The organism is Paenibacillus tyrphae (assembly GCF_024158745.1).
In the GTDB taxonomy this organism is placed as follows: Bacteria; Bacillota; Bacilli; order Paenibacillales; family NBRC-103111; genus Paenibacillus_G; species Paenibacillus_G tyrfis_A.
In genome coordinates, this window is sequence record NZ_JAMZAW010000002.1 from 1 (window position 1) to 15,991 (window position 15,991).

At 41.4% G+C, this 15,991-nt stretch carries 20 protein-coding genes; 9 read left to right on the forward strand and 11 right to left on the reverse strand.

Translation table 11 applies throughout. From position 1 onward, the window contains the following. Positions 1-59: 59 nt before the first annotated feature. The 3 genes from NI000_RS02560 to NI000_RS02565 form a co-directional block, all read right to left on the reverse strand. A complete protein-coding gene (locus tag NI000_RS02560) occupies positions 60-281 on the reverse strand; it encodes a Spo0E family sporulation regulatory protein-aspartic acid phosphatase (protein ID WP_253407435.1) in 222 nt (73 codons plus the stop codon). 196 nt (positions 282-477) lie between these two features. Beyond that, entirely contained in the window at positions 478-600 is a 123-nt protein-coding gene (locus tag NI000_RS36675) for a hypothetical protein (RefSeq protein WP_301292306.1), read from the reverse strand. Positions 601-638: 38 nt separating this feature from the next. Then, on the reverse strand, positions 639-1,910 hold the full coding sequence (locus tag NI000_RS02565) for a helix-turn-helix domain-containing protein (protein ID WP_253407437.1): 1,272 nt from the start codon (positions 1,908-1,910) through the stop codon (positions 639-641). A 539-nt stretch (positions 1,911-2,449) separates the two neighbouring features. On the opposite strand from NI000_RS02565, the gene NI000_RS02570 reads away from it, so the two are divergent. The 3 genes from NI000_RS02570 (at position 2,450) to NI000_RS02580 (ending at position 4,143) form a co-directional block, all read left to right on the forward strand. Further along, positions 2,450-2,686, forward strand: a complete 237-nt coding sequence (locus tag NI000_RS02570) for a hypothetical protein (RefSeq protein ID WP_253407439.1) — start codon at positions 2,450-2,452, stop codon at positions 2,684-2,686. 196 nt (positions 2,687-2,882) lie between these two features. Next, on the forward strand, positions 2,883-3,401 hold the full coding sequence (locus NI000_RS02575) for a hypothetical protein (protein ID WP_253407441.1): 519 nt from the start codon (positions 2,883-2,885) through the stop codon (positions 3,399-3,401). A gap of 28 nt (positions 3,402-3,429) precedes the next feature. Further along, positions 3,430-4,143, forward strand: coding sequence for a hypothetical protein (locus NI000_RS02580; protein WP_253407443.1), 714 nt, complete (start codon positions 3,430-3,432; stop codon positions 4,141-4,143). A 54-nt stretch (positions 4,144-4,197) separates the two neighbouring features. Here the strand turns inward: NI000_RS02580 and NI000_RS02585 are convergent, their stop codons facing one another. After that, the gene (locus NI000_RS02585; RefSeq protein WP_253407445.1) at positions 4,198-4,419 is read right to left on the reverse strand and encodes a hypothetical protein; all 222 of its coding nucleotides are present in this window, start codon (positions 4,417-4,419) and stop codon (positions 4,198-4,200) included. Positions 4,420-4,984: 565 nt separating this feature from the next. On the opposite strand from NI000_RS02585, the gene NI000_RS02590 reads away from it, so the two are divergent. After that, positions 4,985-5,497, forward strand: a complete 513-nt coding sequence (locus NI000_RS02590) for a hypothetical protein (protein WP_253407447.1) — start codon at positions 4,985-4,987, stop codon at positions 5,495-5,497. Between the two features lie 614 nt (positions 5,498-6,111). Here NI000_RS02590 and NI000_RS02595 read toward each other — a convergent pair. After that, a complete protein-coding gene (locus tag NI000_RS02595; protein ID WP_309247866.1) occupies positions 6,112-6,495 on the reverse strand; it encodes a winged helix-turn-helix domain-containing protein in 384 nt (127 codons plus the stop codon). A 542-nt stretch (positions 6,496-7,037) separates the two neighbouring features. After that, positions 7,038-8,321: a helix-turn-helix domain-containing protein gene (locus NI000_RS02605; RefSeq protein WP_253407450.1), complete on the reverse strand. Its 1,284-nt coding sequence runs from the start codon at positions 8,319-8,321 to the stop codon at positions 7,038-7,040. A gap of 303 nt (positions 8,322-8,624) precedes the next feature. Between NI000_RS02605 and NI000_RS02610 the strand changes: the two genes are divergently transcribed. The 4 genes from NI000_RS02610 (at position 8,625) to NI000_RS02625 (ending at position 11,939) form a co-directional block, all read left to right on the forward strand. After that, positions 8,625-9,758 carry a hypothetical protein gene (locus NI000_RS02610; RefSeq protein ID WP_253407452.1) on the forward strand — a complete coding sequence of 378 codons (1,134 nt, stop codon included), beginning with the start codon at positions 8,625-8,627 and terminating at the stop codon, positions 9,756-9,758. A gap of 106 nt (positions 9,759-9,864) precedes the next feature. After that, entirely contained in the window at positions 9,865-10,455 is a 591-nt protein-coding gene (locus NI000_RS02615) for a stalk domain-containing protein (protein WP_253407453.1), read from the forward strand. A 481-nt stretch (positions 10,456-10,936) separates the two neighbouring features. Continuing rightward, positions 10,937-11,635 carry a hypothetical protein gene (locus NI000_RS02620; protein ID WP_253407455.1) on the forward strand — a complete coding sequence of 233 codons (699 nt, stop codon included), beginning with the start codon at positions 10,937-10,939 and terminating at the stop codon, positions 11,633-11,635. Positions 11,636-11,783: 148 nt separating this feature from the next. Beyond that, positions 11,784-11,939 carry a hypothetical protein gene (locus NI000_RS02625; protein ID WP_253407457.1) on the forward strand — a complete coding sequence of 52 codons (156 nt, stop codon included), beginning with the start codon at positions 11,784-11,786 and terminating at the stop codon, positions 11,937-11,939. 277 nt (positions 11,940-12,216) lie between these two features. Here NI000_RS02625 and nrdR read toward each other — a convergent pair whose 3' ends face one another. Then, entirely contained in the window at positions 12,217-12,699 is a 483-nt protein-coding gene (gene nrdR, locus NI000_RS02630) for a transcriptional regulator NrdR (RefSeq protein WP_253407459.1), read from the reverse strand. Between the two features lie 99 nt (positions 12,700-12,798). On the opposite strand from nrdR, the gene NI000_RS02635 reads away from it, so the two are divergent. Next, positions 12,799-13,023, forward strand: a complete 225-nt coding sequence (locus NI000_RS02635) for an alpha/beta-type small acid-soluble spore protein (protein WP_036682129.1) — start codon at positions 12,799-12,801, stop codon at positions 13,021-13,023. An 86-nt stretch (positions 13,024-13,109) separates the two neighbouring features. Here NI000_RS02635 and NI000_RS02640 read toward each other — a convergent pair whose 3' ends face one another. The 4 genes from NI000_RS02640 to mutM all read right to left on the reverse strand — a co-directional run bounded on the left by NI000_RS02640 (position 13,110) and on the right by mutM (position 15,962). Next, positions 13,110-13,691: a lytic transglycosylase domain-containing protein gene (locus NI000_RS02640; protein WP_253407461.1), complete on the reverse strand. Its 582-nt coding sequence runs from the start codon at positions 13,689-13,691 to the stop codon at positions 13,110-13,112. Next, positions 13,688-14,284, reverse strand: coding sequence for a dephospho-CoA kinase (coaE, locus tag NI000_RS02645; RefSeq protein WP_253407463.1), 597 nt, complete (start codon positions 14,282-14,284; stop codon positions 13,688-13,690). Before coaE ends, NI000_RS02640 begins: the two co-directional genes overlap by 4 nt. 44 nt (positions 14,285-14,328) lie before the next feature. Next, positions 14,329-15,012, reverse strand: a complete 684-nt coding sequence (gene ytaF, locus NI000_RS02650; protein WP_253407465.1) for a sporulation membrane protein YtaF — start codon at positions 15,010-15,012, stop codon at positions 14,329-14,331. A gap of 86 nt (positions 15,013-15,098) precedes the next feature. Further along, a complete protein-coding gene (gene mutM, locus NI000_RS02655; RefSeq protein ID WP_253407467.1) occupies positions 15,099-15,962 on the reverse strand; it encodes a DNA-formamidopyrimidine glycosylase in 864 nt (287 codons plus the stop codon). Positions 15,963-15,991 lie beyond the last annotated feature (29 nt).

The window sequence follows — 15,991 nt, forward strand, 5'->3', positions numbered from 1 at the left end:
CATTCTAACTATTCCAGTTCTTCTATCCTCTTGCATAAACACACCTCAAACAATAATTTCTAGCTCACACATCGCATTTTTCGAATTTGAGCAATTAAAACGTATGTATCTAATTGTTGGCTCAGTTGGACCATATATTCACTCGTTAAGCTTTCGCCTTGCTTTACTGCCTCTTCCATTTGGTTTAGGATGATTTTCATTGTATTCTGCAATGTTTGATCATTTAGATGATCAATTGTATGCTGCGTGGGAGCCTCCTCTCCAGATACTTGATGCGTCATGTAAACCCCTCCTTTTACTGTTTAGTTTGATTTACTGACTTGAGTATACTGCACTGTATGGCAATTTTTTGCTTTTAGATAATTGCTGATACAGGAAAAATAAGTTAAATACAAAAAACCCGAACACTAGGTCCGGGCGTTTTATAAGCACTATTATGAAACTGAATGAATGTTCAAGCTCTTCAAGTATTTCTTTTTAATGTCCGGGATCAACATCCACATTTTGGAAAACAGTACCGGGGTATGGTTCTGGAGGAAAATTAGGAATAGTTCCAATAAGGATGAAAGATAGAACTGCCATCAAAACGAGCTTCTTCATATCACTCACCTCCAAATTATTGGTTTAATTTGGCATCATTAATATATATTATACACCTCTTTCAGCATACGTACATACTGTAAATCCAATTGTTTATTTGATTTCAAAAAATAGGTGAAAATTTGATTCATGCACACCTCTCTTTCTTTAGTTTCATTAATTTTTCCAAAAGCGTGCATACTAAGAACGAAGCTTTGTATCCCCTCGTAAACCGTTCCAATTTCAAGTTGATATGCCCCTTTTTGACGGTAATACACTCCAATGCCATAGTTTGTATGCGGACTTTCGGGATTTTTAGGCAAAAACTCTCGTTCTCTTTCCAGCAATTCGGCAATCGATTTCATATCTTTGGTTTGCAGATAAATTTCAATAAGCTCGGTTGCAACGCTTATTTTGTATTTGCTGCTTAGTTCATTCATGTAGCTTCGCAGCAGCGGAACGGCAATATCATATTCTTTTTTTCTTGCTTTGGTTATGGCACGAGTAATTTTAGCTGCTTCGGCAACAAAATCGTACTCAAACCGTTCAAATACGTCCAGATATCTTTCTACCGTATCATAATGCTTTAAGTGTGAGTATGAATTAATCATAGCCAGATAAGCTCTAGCTTTTAGCTCAGTGTCTCTATTTTCTAAATTAATGCCTTCATTGCAAAGTTTAATACAGTCCTTATATTTCTTTGTATTATGAGCATGTAAGCTCATTCTAAAATAAAAAGTTATTTTTTCCTCTCTGGACAAAAAATCCGTGTAATATAGTATCTCTTGCCCTTTTTGATACGTTTGTTCCAGCCGTTTAAAATCAAGCCGCTCTATTAAATATTTCTGTAACATTCCTTTAGCCAGATAGACCATAACGCCATGTCCTCTGGAATATTGAATAATAACCTCAAATAGTGCCACTTTCAGGGAATCATTCTTCATTGATTGTGTAAAATTAAACAATCGTTCTAAAGAAACTTCCGTCCCCTTGTTTGGAGATTCAAGTAAACGTAATGCTACCTTGGGTGCAAGGCTACAGGTTTCTTCGCGGGTAATAATGTCAGCTAGAATTTCTAACAAAGTATCGACTCGATTTTCATTTTCAATGTAGCCTTCAATGACTTGAAAATATGGAACGAGTAGTACTGGGGAAATCGCCTTCACTGTCTTGTATTCTGGATGTTTCGTTTCTCCAATTTCAATCTTATGAAGAACTCCTCTGCTAACCCCTGTAAGTTCTTCAAGGTCAGCGAAAGACAAGTTTCTCTCTTTTCTAAGTTGGAAGATGAAATCTGCGATGGCGTTATTCTGATGCTTAATATCCACCATAATACATACCTTCCCTTTAACTAAAATTTTACACTGGTTAATTATAGCAAAGTATGTTCTGTCTTACAATTTATTGATTCTTACAAAATCCCCTTAATTCTTACACGAAGCACAACTATTCGATGAAATTCTACAAAATTCAGCCTTTATATGGTAATATATGTATTTACTTGAACATTTAGAGGAAACTATCAAAACAAAAATAGCCACCTATTCCTATCCCATATTTTATATCATTATGATAAATTATGTTTGAACGATGAGGTCGCGACAAATTGTTCAGCTATTCCTAAAAGGAGCGAAAGCAACGATAATCAAAAAAAGTCCTGTTAACATCTGTGGCCTCTACCGTACTCGGTTTTCCTTCAACTGGTAACGCATCTGCCGAGTCACACCAAGAACCAAACACAATTTCAAAACAAAAAGTGGAAAAAAGCTCGTTTTCCGATGAGGGAGGTGGTGCGGCTCAGCCAGCGTTTAGATCGGTTTCTGATGGCTCAAAAGTCTTCTTCTAAGCTGAAGCTGAAGGTGTGTGGGTGATGCAGTACGAAAAGTTATTGGTCGGGGAAAGTCAGGAACGCATTCAATACCTTGCCCGGATCGGTGCAATCTATGAAAAGCTTTACGGCATTAAGGATTTACATGACGCGGTCTACAGGGCATCATCTGGTGCTGGGTTTGTCCACCGAAGATTGGCCAAGCTCGGCTATACCGAGGAGCAAATTGAGAAACTGTTACGCGAGCGCCTATTTTTTCGCAGAGTAAACCAAATTTGAAATTTAGATGCAACATTTCGTGTTCTTTGAACGTCAAAGATTAGGGATAATATTCCATCAATAACTTTTGTTAGGATGTGGTATGAACAAAAGAAGTCCGAGAATGTAAGAGTCGTAGTAATTGTCGAACCACCGATTTTGCCTAGATGCCGCTGGTAATAATTCTTGTGCAAAAAAAATAATTGGAGGATGTACCATGAAAAAAGCAAAGTCTTTAGCAATGATTTCTTGCTTATCTTTAGCAATGGCCTTACCAAACGCCGCATTTGCTGAAATTGATAGGCACGAGACAAGCGGGGTTATTTTCCAATATGGCCCCAATGGAGGAGTTACTTTTAGTGTAAGCGCCTTTACAAGTTCCGTTTTGGACTATACAAGCACTTATGTCGGAGCAAATATGTATCAAAATACGTATACTAAGTCTGATGCGAGCGTTAGATCGGACAGTTCCCATGGAATTAGTAGCTGCAACAGTAGATTGGACGTTAGAAACAACACCAATTTTAACGGTTCTTCCGTTAGCCTAACGGAACAGTCTAGTTACTGGGTCTCCCCTGGGACGTTTATCTTTGGCAAAAACAGTGCAAGTGGATGGAGGACTTCCTTGACGACAAACTATAGCGTAAACGTTGACAATGAGGGATATATCTCTCCTTCCTTGAATAAATGTTTTGGTGGTGGGTCTGTAAGGGATTCGTTCACTGTTTCTCATTAAAAAATCCTTGGAAAGTAGGGTATGCAAAATGAAAATAAAAAAGCTAACCGTGGTGATGGGCGGAGCTTGCTTATCTTTGTTACTAATCGGCTCTGCATTCGCTTCTACTGCTTCTAACGCTTCTAGTGTATCCATGTCCAAGACAGGGATCATTAGTTCAAGCTTTGATGATCTGAAAGCAAAACTTGAACAAGAAAAAAACAGCAAAAATTTGGCTTCCACTACTCCTTTAGTTCAGGGTGAAGATTTTCAAATTTCCAGACAAGACTTTATCTTTTACAAAAGCAATATGGATATGATTAACAAGCTCCAAAACAATAAGATTGCACCATCCTCCATTTCGGATGATGCCCTGATTGATGAAATGGTGTTAAAGGAACTAACTGTGAATCACGCGAAAAAATTGGGACTTCAAGTTAGCCCTCAAGAAGTAGACGCAGTGATCCAACAGGAAAGGACTTTGCTAAATGATCCTTCTATTACGGGAGAAAATAATGAAACAGTGCGTGAAATTATGAAGCATCGAATCCGAATCACTGGTTTATCCGAAGATGAATTCTGGAAAAGCAAAGAAACCAAAAAAGAATACGAAAAAGCGCTGTTGACGGGCAAATTGTTTGATAAACTGGTTGCAGAAGGAAAAATTGAAAAAGACGGTGCAAGCTTTGGAGTCTTCCAAAAGAGTCTTCTTGAGAGTTCTAAGGGGAAAGTAACCGTCAATAAAAATGCACTGAATAATTAAATAAAATCCCCTTGCAGTTTGAAAACTCCTTTCAACTGTAAGGGGATTTTATTTTTAAAGAAATTGCAAAGCATACATGATAATAAATAAGATTGCACATATTGCCCCTATTGCAAAAACAACATAACCGAAAAGACGTAGAACACGCGGCATCGTTTTCATATCAACTTTATTGGTTGGCGTTCCCATAATGGTTCTGTAGTGCTCAGTCACCGAGTTAAAGGAAGGTATCTCATCAGTATCATTCTTAATTTCTTTTTCGTTGGGTGTTTTCATAAAACATCACTCCTCACTAAGTATTGTAACACGAACCTTGAAGAAAGCGTGCAGCAGAAAGATAGGGTGCGTGGCCTTCACTTCCATAACGGAATTGAAATTCAAAAACTGACGATGGCATTTTTATCCTTTTTGCTGTCTATAAACCATTGCTGCATACGAGCGCTGATCGATATGGAGGTATCTCGGATTAGCTCCCATGTGGCCTTCATTGTAGGGGTTCCCACCAACAAAACGCGGAAAACGTACGCTAAAGGAGATGAAGCCAGCAAAATTGCCGCTTTTCCGTACGCTAAGGGATGCAGCACAAAGTCAATTGTGTTGTATTAGACCATGTATTCAAGCCGAACCATGCCCTCTAACGCAACACAATTTAGCCGTTCACGGCTGGATCAAAATGCAACAAAATTGTTAGCGTACGATTTTCGCGTTTTGCTGTCTCTCCCCCTATAAGATAAAGATAGTTGGTATAATAATACTAACTATCTTTATCTTGTTATTTATGGAATAATACTTATGGAGGTGGCTTATTGTGGGAATAAGGATGTTCTTATTGATAGCGTTCATGTGGGTATTAATTGGTTGTAATGCACAAAACGATTCGAGGGAGCACAACGATAAATCAAATTCTCAGTCGATAGTAGCTATAAAAGAAGCGGCAATTAAGGGTCAAATGAAAGGTATGGAGGTCCCGTTAAAATCTACTTACTCAAAAGTTGTTGAAGTGTATGGGGAGCCTAAAGAGATAAGCAATGAGGAGTGCTGGACGTATTCTCACGATCATCCCAAAACTAAGGCGAACTTTTATTTTAATTACGATTCATGTGCGAATGGTCTAAATGTCTTGAAGCCAGAAGCAATCGTTAATAAAATTTCTGTGCCAGTAGAGTCCCTTGATATACAGATGACGGCGGAAGATGTAAAATTAGCATTAGGAAAACCGAACAAAGAATTCTGGGATGAAGCCTACGATGGTTATTATTTGATCTATGAATTAGACCAAAGTCAGTTAGTATTTTTTGCAAAGGAGAATACCGATCCTATAAATATCAGCCGGGTGCAGGTAATCACTAGCTAATGAAAGGAATGAAATAAACATTCAATGACCCTAGATTTGATTACCCTCATGGATGAAACTGACTCCATGAGTTTTTTGTTTTTTGAGGATAAAAACACAGTTTGTCTTTGTTAACCTAAGCTTATGTTATCCCGCTTCTGCAAATAAAAAAGAGGCCCTTTGGCCCCTTACTTTATCTATAACAGTATATTCAAATGTATGTAAACTATACTGCGAATTTCGCTTTGATGAATTTTTCCATAATTGCTGATGGTAGTACATTCGACTTAATGGGACTCCCAGCTGAGCTAAGGCCCCTCGCTATTTGTTTCTTTTGTTGCTTTTATTAATTTCAGCGGCGACAAAATTGATAATAGCACAGCCCTAAGGGACTTGTCAATCAAATGAACTAAAGTTGTATTTTTCTGAAAATAAAAGGGCACTAAGCATCCAACTAGTGCCCCTATTTTGTTAAACAAAAAAATTATCGCAGCAACAAGTAAACTGACTGGTAGTGTAATTCAAAGAAGTTACTCTCCATATTCAAAACCAAAAAAGGAGGATGAAAATCCGCCTCCTTTAATTATATCATATTGAAACTTTTGGTATGTTCAGGAATTGGCACATTTATGTATCTACAGGTTCCTAATCAGTTTACTGACCCATGCCTCTGAAAATCCTAAGATTTTGGCTAACTCTTTTTGTGAGGCTTTCGGGTTTTCCTTAATCGCTTTATGCAGACGCTCCAATGCTTCTTTTCTTCTGTTAGTAGTTTTTTTCTTTTTTGAAAGTGTTCTTTTTACCTCTTTAGCACGCTCACATTCTACCCGCTCCAAAAAAACTTGAAGCGCCGGAAGGCTTTGAATACAGGGCATACAAATATAAAATTTTTTGAAGTAAATGGTTTGTTCCTTGTTTGAGCAAAACAAACATTCTTTGCCGTGATATCTATAAACCATAATCGCTTTTCTTTCGTCATCATAGTAATACTCTGTCATAACATTGGGATCAAGATTCAAAACACGCCTAACCTCCGTAGGGATTGAAATTCTCCCGAACTTATCTACCATCCTGACAATTCCAGTTCTTATACCCTCTTGCATCAACGCACCTCAAAATGAAAATTTCCCATAAACAATATGAATTAATTGTCATAAAAAACGGCTCTAATTTAAACACCTCATCTTCCTAGTTTGAGCGATTAAAATGTACTTATCTAACTCTTGACTTAAATGAACGATATGATCACAAGTCAAACTCTCTCCTTGTTGTACAGCTTCTTCCATTTGTCTAAGGATAGTCATCATCTCTATTTGCAACTCTTCATCGTCCATATTGAGTAACTAAACCTAAACCTCCCTTCCAGTAACTAATAATTTCAAGGGCCTCTATTAAACCTTAAGAAAAGTATATTGGTTTTCCCTTTAAAATGGATTTTTTAGAATTTAAAGAAAAAAACATAAAAAAACAGGCGAATATGCCTGTTTCAATAAATTGGTATATGTTTACGTTAAAGATAATGTCCAAAAATTTTCGAGAAAATAACCTTTACAATTCGGAGTCAAGTGTTTTCATAGGTGACATCCAACTGGAAAGTTTTTGCTATTTTTTTGATCATGGTTTTGAACGAGTCGTCCTTAGTTCCGACTATAGATAATATTGATAATAGAACGTTAATACATTCATCTCTCTTTTGAAAAGCACCAACTTTCTCAAACGCCTGGAGGCTATTAACAAAACTTTGTATTCCTTCGTCAATTAATCCAATGCAGAGCTGATAGACCCCTTTATGACGATAATACTTTCCAAGAGCCATATATTTTTGTGGTGTTTTTGGCTGTTCTGGTAAAAACTCATCTTCTTTCTCCAAAATCTCCGCGAATGATTCCAAATCACCAATTTCAAAGTATATTTCTAGTAGTTCATCGGCTATATGCAACCTATCGTCCCGACTAAATTCATCCAAATACTTTCGAAGGATGGGAATAGCTACGTCGTACTCTTTTTTTCTTGCTTTTATTAAAGCTCGGATATGTAGAGATGGTATGACAACATGCTCATTCTCCATCTTTTCGAAAATGTCCAAATGCTTCTCAACCGCATCATAGTTTCTAAGCCTCAATAATGAGTTAATCATTGACAGATATACCCTTGCTTTTAGTTCTGTATCCTTTTTTTCAAGGGGAAGCCCTTCTTCACAAAGTTTTATACATTCATTGTATTTTTTGATGTTATGCGCATGCAAAGCCATTCTAAAATAAAACGTGATCTTCTCTTCAGTCGATAAAAAATCAACATAATAGGTTATTTCTTGACCCAATAGGAATGTTTCCTCTAGCCGTCTCAAATCGTTCCTCTCAATTAAATACTTTTGTAGCAGCCCTTTGGCTACGTAATACGGCACACCGCGTTCTCTGGAATATTGAACAATAACTGTATAAAGGGATGCCCTGAGCGGATCATCGGATATCGATTCCGTAAAATAAAATAATCGTTGCAAAGAATCTTCTGTGCTCCTTTGAGGTGATTGAAGTAACCGCAAAGCTACCACAGGGGCTAAGTCATTTTTCAGGGAAATTACCTCTCGCAATATTTCAAACAATGGCTCAACTCGATCTTCTTCCTCAATATAACATTTCACAATTTCTGTATAATGTGATGGTAATGCTGTGGCTATGGCCTTCAATGTCTTAAACTCTGGTCGCTTTGTTGCTCCAGTTTCTATTTTATGGAGAACTGTGATACCCACACCCGTTAGTTCCTCAAGTTCTGCGTATGTCAAGTTCTTCTCTTTTCTAAACTGGAAGATGATATCTGAGATGGTTTTACATTTAATATCCACCATATAATATGATACCTTCCTTTTATTCAATATTATACATGGTTAATTATAGCAAAACATGTTTCATTTTACGATTAATTCATAATCGCCTAATTCTTACATTAGATACAACGATTCGATAAACTTCTACAAGGTATAGTTAATTTTTGGTAATGACAGTCATTACTTTTAAGTTTTGCAGTTAAGAGAGAAATAAAAATAGATGCCAATTCCTATCCTATATTTTGTGTTATTGTGATAAATTATGTTCGAACGATGAGGTCGCGACAAATTGTTCAAAACTACTTCCCTAAAGGAGCGAAAGCAATGAAAGTCAAAAAAGTCCTGTTAACATCTGTGGCCTCTGCTGTACTTGTTTTTTCTATTATGGGTAGCGCATTTGCCGAAACGCTTCAAAAACCGTCATTACAAACAAACGAGTTAGCCCCTGTGTCTCTACAAACAACCACCAAGCACAATTCAAAGTACAGCTCAGACGTCGAAAAGCTCAAATCACATGGGGTATCCGATGAAACTATTCAACGGCTAGGAGGTGATGTCGATGTTTTGGCTAGTCAGATTGATCATTTGTCCAAAACTCAAATTGCTAATTTTACAAATGGGTTAATTAAAAGCGCTGAAACAAGTGTAAAAATGAAAAACCTTCTTAGCGCTGGACAAAATGACAATTCCACACAATATGTTGCAAAGGTTATCAATGGGGAGGTTACGCTTGAGAACGGGAATAAGATCCCTGTTCCTAATAGCCATAAGTTAGATAGTAGTTCTGGCGCTCACACTTCCGGATATAATATCAATGAGGGGCCTATGTACAATGTTGATGCTAAATTGGGTTACTCAAAAGTTAGTGCATTAGTGACGCTCCCCCAAGTAAAGTCAACATACAAAAGTGGCGTCATTCCTTATGTACTCAATGGAATTTTTATGTCTAACGGACAAGGTGGCTATACTGGTGGAGCCGATTTAGGCTTATTTTACGAGGATAATCAGTGGCGGCTCTGCATCAATGGCGGTAATGGTCTTTGGGTCAACTCTAAAGATCCAATTAACACATCAAATGTCTTTATTATTTTTAAAGTGTCCGCTTGGGATACAGTTGAAATTGCTGCGTACGATGGACAAAGCTATCATCCTATTACGTCCATTTATTATTGGATGGGAGGAAAGAATTTTGACCCATCTGGTAACGGTGTTGAAATGGCAACGGGCTTTTCCCTTGCTTTGAAATATTATCATGGACTGAATGATGGTTCTTATTTACGCGGCGGACGATTCCAAAACACTTACTTATATAATAATAATGAAACTCGACTTTGGACTTCAGATCTTACAACACATAGAGATAAGAAAAGAACCGACGACGAAAAAAGGTGCATCTATGTGAATACTAACAGCTATGATTATGATTATTCTGTCGATATTAATCTCAATCTGCCATAATGTAATCATGGTTTACTAACTAAAGCTATAGGCTTGGAAGTGTGGGTTATTCCAAGCCTATAGCCATTTCTCAATTTTATAATAATGACTGTGTGGAGGCGAATTTATGAACAAGAAAAAATTTATTATTGTGCTAACAACGATGGGTGTGTTGTCTGGATTGACCACTGGTGTACTTGCAGCGGATTCAATACGTGCACTATTGTTTCCTGTAACTTATAAATTTAATGATCAAGTAAAGGAGCTTGGAAAAGAATATATCACTCTCAATTATGAGGGACACGTCTATGTTCCGCTCCGTTTTGTTGCTGAAAATATGGGCGGTGCTGTTGCGTATGAAGAAAGTACTGGAACAGTTTATGTAAAAAATAAGGGAACTTTGGATATAAAGAACATAACCTCAACCAGTGATAGCGTTAATTTAGGGAATTTAATCTTAACCAAGGAGGAGGGAAACAAAACAAAAGTCTCTGGATCACTTGAAATGTTATACGGAAGTGACGATATCGATTCTGTTTTAAAATTTTTTAACGAAAAAAACGAGGAAATAGGTCATGTGGACATAAAAGGGAATTTCAAAGAAGGGCTGAATAATTTTGAGGCAACAGGAGATGGCGATTTTAGAAGTTACAGTTCTGTAAAGTATTCTGTTAGCAGAATAGGAAAAATGGTATTGCCTAGAGTTCCGAAACCCTGAAAAATAAATTCATCCCCCCTCATGGAGTTTATCCATGAGTTTTTTATTTTCTAAATTTTACCGCTCGCAAGCTTCTATTGAATCTAAATTTAAACATTTCCCGCTTCAGCAAATAAAAAGAGGCTCTCTTTGGCCTTTCACTTAGGTTATCCTTATTAAACCCAAAATATTATTCTAAATTCTGTTCAAGTTTAGTACCAATTGAAGAAGCATATACACTATCAGCAAACGAATCTATTATCCTATGACAAGTAGTTAGGGCTTGACTGATCGCCTCTATAATCATTCGATAAACTTCTACAAAGTATAGTTAATTTTTGGTAACTACTGGCATTACTTTTAAGTTTTGCAGTTAAGAGAGAAGTAAAAATAGATACCAATTCATATCCCATATTTTGTATAATTATGGTTAAATTACGTTTGAACAATCCAATCGGCCGACGATATGTTCAATTTGAACTTGCGAAGGAGGTTCAGTCAATTGAAAAATTTATTTCGTAGTATCCTTGCCTTAATGTTTGTTTTTACACTGATAATGCCCTCATCAAGCATTTTTGCTGAAACAGATCTTGATGCTAAACTTAAAAGGATGGGTACACCTGAAGAACTTATATCACTGTGGAGTCCGGATTTAAAAAAACAGATTTTGTCTAAGGGGTTAAAATACGTTACACACGGCATTTCAGGAACCCGGACAAATAAAACCAGAAAAGTCCTTACTGTAGTAGCAACTGCTAAATGGCTACCTCGTAAAATGCCGTTTTGGCGCTTAACTGATCCTTACGGAGTTGCATTTGATAAGGATCTCTTTAGAATTGTCGATAACTCTGCATATTACGAAGATAGATTTAGATGGTGGGGCGAATCATCGTTTAATACTTTCCAAACCGGAAGAAACTTCACTTACGCAACTGAAAATGGGGTAGGATTTAACGCTGATCTTAGAGGTGATGAATTTGTTCCGCCAAGAAATGTAGAGGAACAAATCAGTTCAGGTCTCTTTAGAATCGAAAGTAAAGCGACCAATTATCCGAGAGGGAGTTCATCACTTACTGGTACCTATTACCACATTATTAGCGCTAATGGAACTATTGGATTGACTTTTTATGGAATTGGTGTATCATTTACTGGAACTGCTTCTAACGACTCTCGTGGAGCAACTAAGTCATTTAACTATTAATAATTTATTCTAGTACTTCATACGATTACAAAATGGCTATCATTTTTTTCTGATAGCCATTTTTTCTATCTCCCCATAATTATACTGATGTACTCATTAATCGGAGGTCATTGTACCTACCTTTATTAATACAGGAGGATGAAATCAAATGGAGGTAGCAGTGTTGATTATCTCGCTTGTTATAGGAGGAATTATTTCTGGGATAGTAAACGGAGGATTTCCAGACGTAACCGATGTTTTCCTAGCAGGTATTATTGGATTGCTGTTTTTAATTTCCAAGAGACTCCATAGTGTTCGGAAATAATAAAGTTTCAGATTTATTTTATTACTCCCAGGTAATTCGATGATTTTATTGTCCTCACTGGGCCTTCCTTAGCAAAGGCTATCCCGCTTAAGTCAAATTAAAAAGAGGCCCTTTGGCCTCTTACTTTATCTATGCTAACAGTATACCGCAATGTATGTAGGCTATACTGCGAATTTCGCTTTGATGAATCTTTCCATGATTGTTGATGGTAGTATATTTGCCTTACTGGGACTCCCAGCTGAGCTAAGGCCCCTCGCCATTCGCTTCTTTCGTCGCTCTACAGCTTAGTCGTTTCTCCACCGGCCTGATGCTTGGAGAGCAGCTCGGTCAATTCTTTCATAAACATATCGATGTCTTTAAATTGACGATACACCGACGCGAAGCGGATATAAGCGACCTCGTCTACGGGATACAGCTCGCTCATGACAATCTCCCCGATCTCGCGGCTGTCTACTTCGGCATGGGCCGTCGTGCGGATTTGCTTCTCCACCTCGGAAACGATCATCTCCAGCCGTTCAACGGATACCGGACGTTTCTCACAGGCGCGGATCAAGCCCCGCAGCATTTTTTCCCGGTTGAACTCCTCCCGGCTGCCGTCCTTTTTAATGACAATGAGCGGCGTCTCCTCGACCATCTCAAAGGTCGTGAACCGCTTCTGACACTTCTCGCATTCGCGGCGGCGCCGGATCGATTTATTCTCGTTGGCGGCACGCGAATCCAATACCTTCGTGCCGGAATAATCGCAATATGGACATTTCATCGATCGTTTCTTCCTCCCCCTATTTCCCAATAGCTCCCTGTCATGAAGTCCGGGCAATCGCACATAATAGGACTACCAACGACAAGGAGGTGAACAGACATGGGTGCAGGTCAATCCCGCAGCAGCAATCAATTGGTAGTGCCTCAAGCGAATGCAGCGTTGGATCAACTGAAATACGAAGTAGCGCAGGAACTGGGTATCGTGATCCCTCAGGACGGTTACTTCGGTCACATGGCTACTCGTGATACTGGTGCGATCGGTGGTAACATCACGCGTCGCCTGGTGCAAATCGCCGAGCAGTCTCTTGCCGGTCAATTCAAATAATAACACGTTTTGAAGAATACGCAAGAAGTATCGGGCTTAAGCTCCCGTCCAAGGCAGCTTGTCCGATACTTCTTTGCCGTGTAAGGTCAAGCGGCGCGCTCTCCCCACTCTTCTCCATACAATTTAACATACTTGTTATAATAATACATTACACGCTGTATGTAATGTCTCGTTTCCCCGTAAGGAATACGGTCCGCATTCTGGAGCGTTCCGTCCCATTCGTTCTCCTGGAGCCAGCGGCTGACTTTGCCATGCCCTGCATTATAGCCCGCAAGAACCGCTATTCGATTTCCGTTAAACTGCTTGAATAACCAATTAAGATACCATGAGCCCAGCTCGATACTGACTGCCGGGTCGTTAAGTCTGGTTTTGAATTCTTCATTAAAACGCGCCTTGTCGATAATCCAATTCGCCGTATCCGGCATAAGCTGCATCATTCCGTATGCGCCCTTCTTGGACTCCGTTTCCGTCAAATAGTTGGATTCCACCCGAATGACGGCGGCCACAAGAAAAGGATCGAGATCGTATTTTGCGGCGTTTTGGCGTATTTCCTGTTCGTAACGGATCGGATACAGCATGCGTCCCACATAGGTGCTGCTTAAGAACAAAAAGATAACAAATGTCAGCAGCAGCAAGGCGAACACCCGCTTTTTCCGCCAAAAGCTCATGATAGCCCCCTTTCGTTCCAGAAAGCTTCAACTTGCTTTTCCGTTGCCTCTAGGGTGCCCGAATTATCGATAACCCAATCGGCGAGCCCTTTTTTCTCCTCGATCGGCATCTGGGACAACAGACGTTTCTCCGCCTGCTCCGCCGTGATTCTGTCCCGGGCCATCAGACGCTGAAGCTGCACTTCGCGCGGCACGTAGACGACCATCACCTGCTCGTACATGGCCTGCTGCCCCGATTCGTACAGGAGCGGCACGTCGACGACGACCAGCTTGTCCGGCTGCTCCGCCGCGTAGGTCTGCATTCTCTCACGTATTAATGCGCGAATGGGAGGATGCAGCAGATTTTCTAGATCGCGAAGCGCTTCGCGATTGCCGAAGACCCGCTCGCCCAGTTTTTTACGATGAAGAGAACCGTCCGGCAGCAGCAGATCGTCTCCGAACCGCCGGATCACTTCAGCCAGAACGGGGGTGCCCGGCTCCACGACCTCTCTCGCAATCCGGTCCGCATCGATCAGCAGCGCACCGCGCCGGACGAGCATCTCGGCTACCGTGCTTTTGCCGCACGCAATCCCCCCGGTTAATCCGATGTTCATGGTCATTCCCCTATTATATCCAAGATGATGTTGTTGTTGTATGGTCAGAACAGTTTCATGATGCCCATCAGGATCAAGACAAATCCGGGCAAAACGGACAGCTTGCGAATCCATTTCAGCTCCGCATAGCGCAATCCGATTTGCAGACCGATTCCCAGAAACGTGCCGCTGGCCAGCGCAATGACCGCCGCCGTCAGCCACGGCGTGAAGCCGAGCAGTGCGGCGCCGATCCCCGCTCCAAATGCGTCCAGCGAGAGCGCCAGGCCCAGCAGCGTCGCTTCGTAAGCCGATATGTTGCCGGAACGGTCCACATCCGCCATGGACGGTGTGCGCAGAATTTGAATGACCAGACCGAACCGTTTCAGTTCAAGATAAAATACTTCTTTGGCCGTCGCCGGTCCCGGCGTGGGGACTGGCGGCTGGGGCTCGTTCGCCGGCCCCGCTTGCGATTCCTGCCGTCTTTGCTGGATCAGCTGAACCAGCGCCCACAAGCCGATCCCCATCAGAATGACGGCGCCGATATCTTTCGCCACGGCCGGGTCGACAAACCGGCTCGTCCAGACGCCGATCTGCATCGATGCGTAAATGGTAACGCCCGACCAAGCCGCGATGATCGCAATCGAAGTGAGCGGAATCCTAATTTTGCGGAGACCGTACGTGACGCCTACCCCAAATCCGTCCAGACTGACGGCAAAAGCAAGCAGAAGCAACGAGACGACAGACAACATGACGTTCCCTCCTCACCAGTAACTGCACACCATACTATATGGCTGTTCTGGGCGGAGGGTGCGTGTTGCCGTTCCGGGAGAACCCGTTAGCCTTCGAGCGCTTCCCTTTTTCCGCGCTTGCGCTTTAGCGGCTGGCAGACCGGGCAATAGTGGGTGCCGCGCCCGGCTACCACCGTCTTGACAATCGCCGTGCCGCAAGTCAGACAAGCCTCGTCCTTGCGGCCGTACATTTTCAGCTGATGCTGGAACATCCCGATCTCGCCTTGACCGTTGACGTACGACTTGATGGACGACCCGCCTGCCGCCACGGCGTCCTTGAGCGTCTCTACAATCGCTTCATGAAGCTTGTCCGCTTCCGCCGCGCTCAGCGTATGGGCCTCCCGCTCTGGATGAATACCGGACAGGAATAACGCTTCATCCACATAAATATTCCCGATGCCGACAATGTATTCCTGATTCAGCAGCAGCGGCTTGATCTTCGTCTTGCGCTTTCCGATCTTCCCGCGGAAAGCTTCCGGCGTAAACGCCTCGTCAAGCGGCTCAAGGCCGAGCTTCTTGAGCGGCGCCTCCAGCAAATCCCGATCCTTCGGATAGACGTGCATCGTTCCGAACTGCCGCACGTCCTTGTACCTCAGCTCCGTGCCGTCCGTAAAATGAAACACGACATGCGTATGCTTTTCCATCGGTTCGTCCGAACGGTATACCCCGTAGCGTCCCTCCATCCGCAGATGCGAGACGAGCGTATACCGGTCGAGCATGAACCGCAAAAACTTCCCCCGCCGCTCGACCGAGTGAATCGTTTCTCCCTCAAGCATAACGGCAAACGCCTGGATGTCGTCCGGATGCTGAATAATGCGGGGCAGCAGGACGGACACGCGCTCGACCTTCTTGCCGATGACTAATTGATTGAGCGTACGGCGTACCGTTTCGACCTCCGGCAATTCCGGCATGATGTCTTCCCCTCCTCCATTCCGCCCGG

Excerpts from the sequence above, each read along its gene's own strand:
- NI000_RS02560 (WP_253407435.1), bottom strand. The coding sequence starts at position 281 with ATGACGCATCAAGTATCTGGAGAGGAGGCTCCCACGCAGCATACAATT.
- NI000_RS36675 (WP_301292306.1), bottom strand. The coding sequence starts at position 600 with ATGAAGAAGCTCGTTTTGATGGCAGTTCTATCTTTCATCCTTATTGGA.
- NI000_RS02565 (WP_253407437.1), bottom strand. The coding sequence starts at position 1,910 with ATGGTGGATATTAAGCATCAGAATAACGCCATCGCAGATTTCATCTTC.
- NI000_RS02570 (WP_253407439.1), top strand. The coding sequence starts at position 2,450 with ATGCAGTACGAAAAGTTATTGGTCGGGGAAAGTCAGGAACGCATTCAA.
- NI000_RS02575 (WP_253407441.1), top strand. The coding sequence starts at position 2,883 with ATGAAAAAAGCAAAGTCTTTAGCAATGATTTCTTGCTTATCTTTAGCA.
- NI000_RS02580 (WP_253407443.1), top strand. The coding sequence starts at position 3,430 with ATGAAAATAAAAAAGCTAACCGTGGTGATGGGCGGAGCTTGCTTATCT.
- NI000_RS02585 (WP_253407445.1), bottom strand. The coding sequence starts at position 4,419 with ATGAAAACACCCAACGAAAAAGAAATTAAGAATGATACTGATGAGATA.
- NI000_RS02590 (WP_253407447.1), top strand. The coding sequence starts at position 4,985 with ATGTGGGTATTAATTGGTTGTAATGCACAAAACGATTCGAGGGAGCAC.
- NI000_RS02605 (WP_253407450.1), bottom strand. The coding sequence starts at position 8,321 with ATGGTGGATATTAAATGTAAAACCATCTCAGATATCATCTTCCAGTTT.
- NI000_RS02610 (WP_253407452.1), top strand. The coding sequence starts at position 8,625 with ATGAAAGTCAAAAAAGTCCTGTTAACATCTGTGGCCTCTGCTGTACTT.
- NI000_RS02615 (WP_253407453.1), top strand. The coding sequence starts at position 9,865 with ATGAACAAGAAAAAATTTATTATTGTGCTAACAACGATGGGTGTGTTG.
- NI000_RS02625 (WP_253407457.1), top strand. The coding sequence starts at position 11,784 with ATGGAGGTAGCAGTGTTGATTATCTCGCTTGTTATAGGAGGAATTATT.
- nrdR (WP_253407459.1), bottom strand. The coding sequence starts at position 12,699 with ATGAAATGTCCATATTGCGATTATTCCGGCACGAAGGTATTGGATTCG.
- NI000_RS02635 (WP_036682129.1), top strand. The coding sequence starts at position 12,799 with ATGGGTGCAGGTCAATCCCGCAGCAGCAATCAATTGGTAGTGCCTCAA.
- NI000_RS02640 (WP_253407461.1), bottom strand. The coding sequence starts at position 13,691 with ATGAGCTTTTGGCGGAAAAAGCGGGTGTTCGCCTTGCTGCTGCTGACA.
- coaE (WP_253407463.1), bottom strand. The coding sequence starts at position 14,284 with ATGAACATCGGATTAACCGGGGGGATTGCGTGCGGCAAAAGCACGGTA.
- ytaF (WP_253407465.1), bottom strand. The coding sequence starts at position 15,012 with ATGTTGTCTGTCGTCTCGTTGCTTCTGCTTGCTTTTGCCGTCAGTCTG.
- mutM (WP_253407467.1), bottom strand. The coding sequence starts at position 15,962 with ATGCCGGAATTGCCGGAGGTCGAAACGGTACGCCGTACGCTCAATCAA.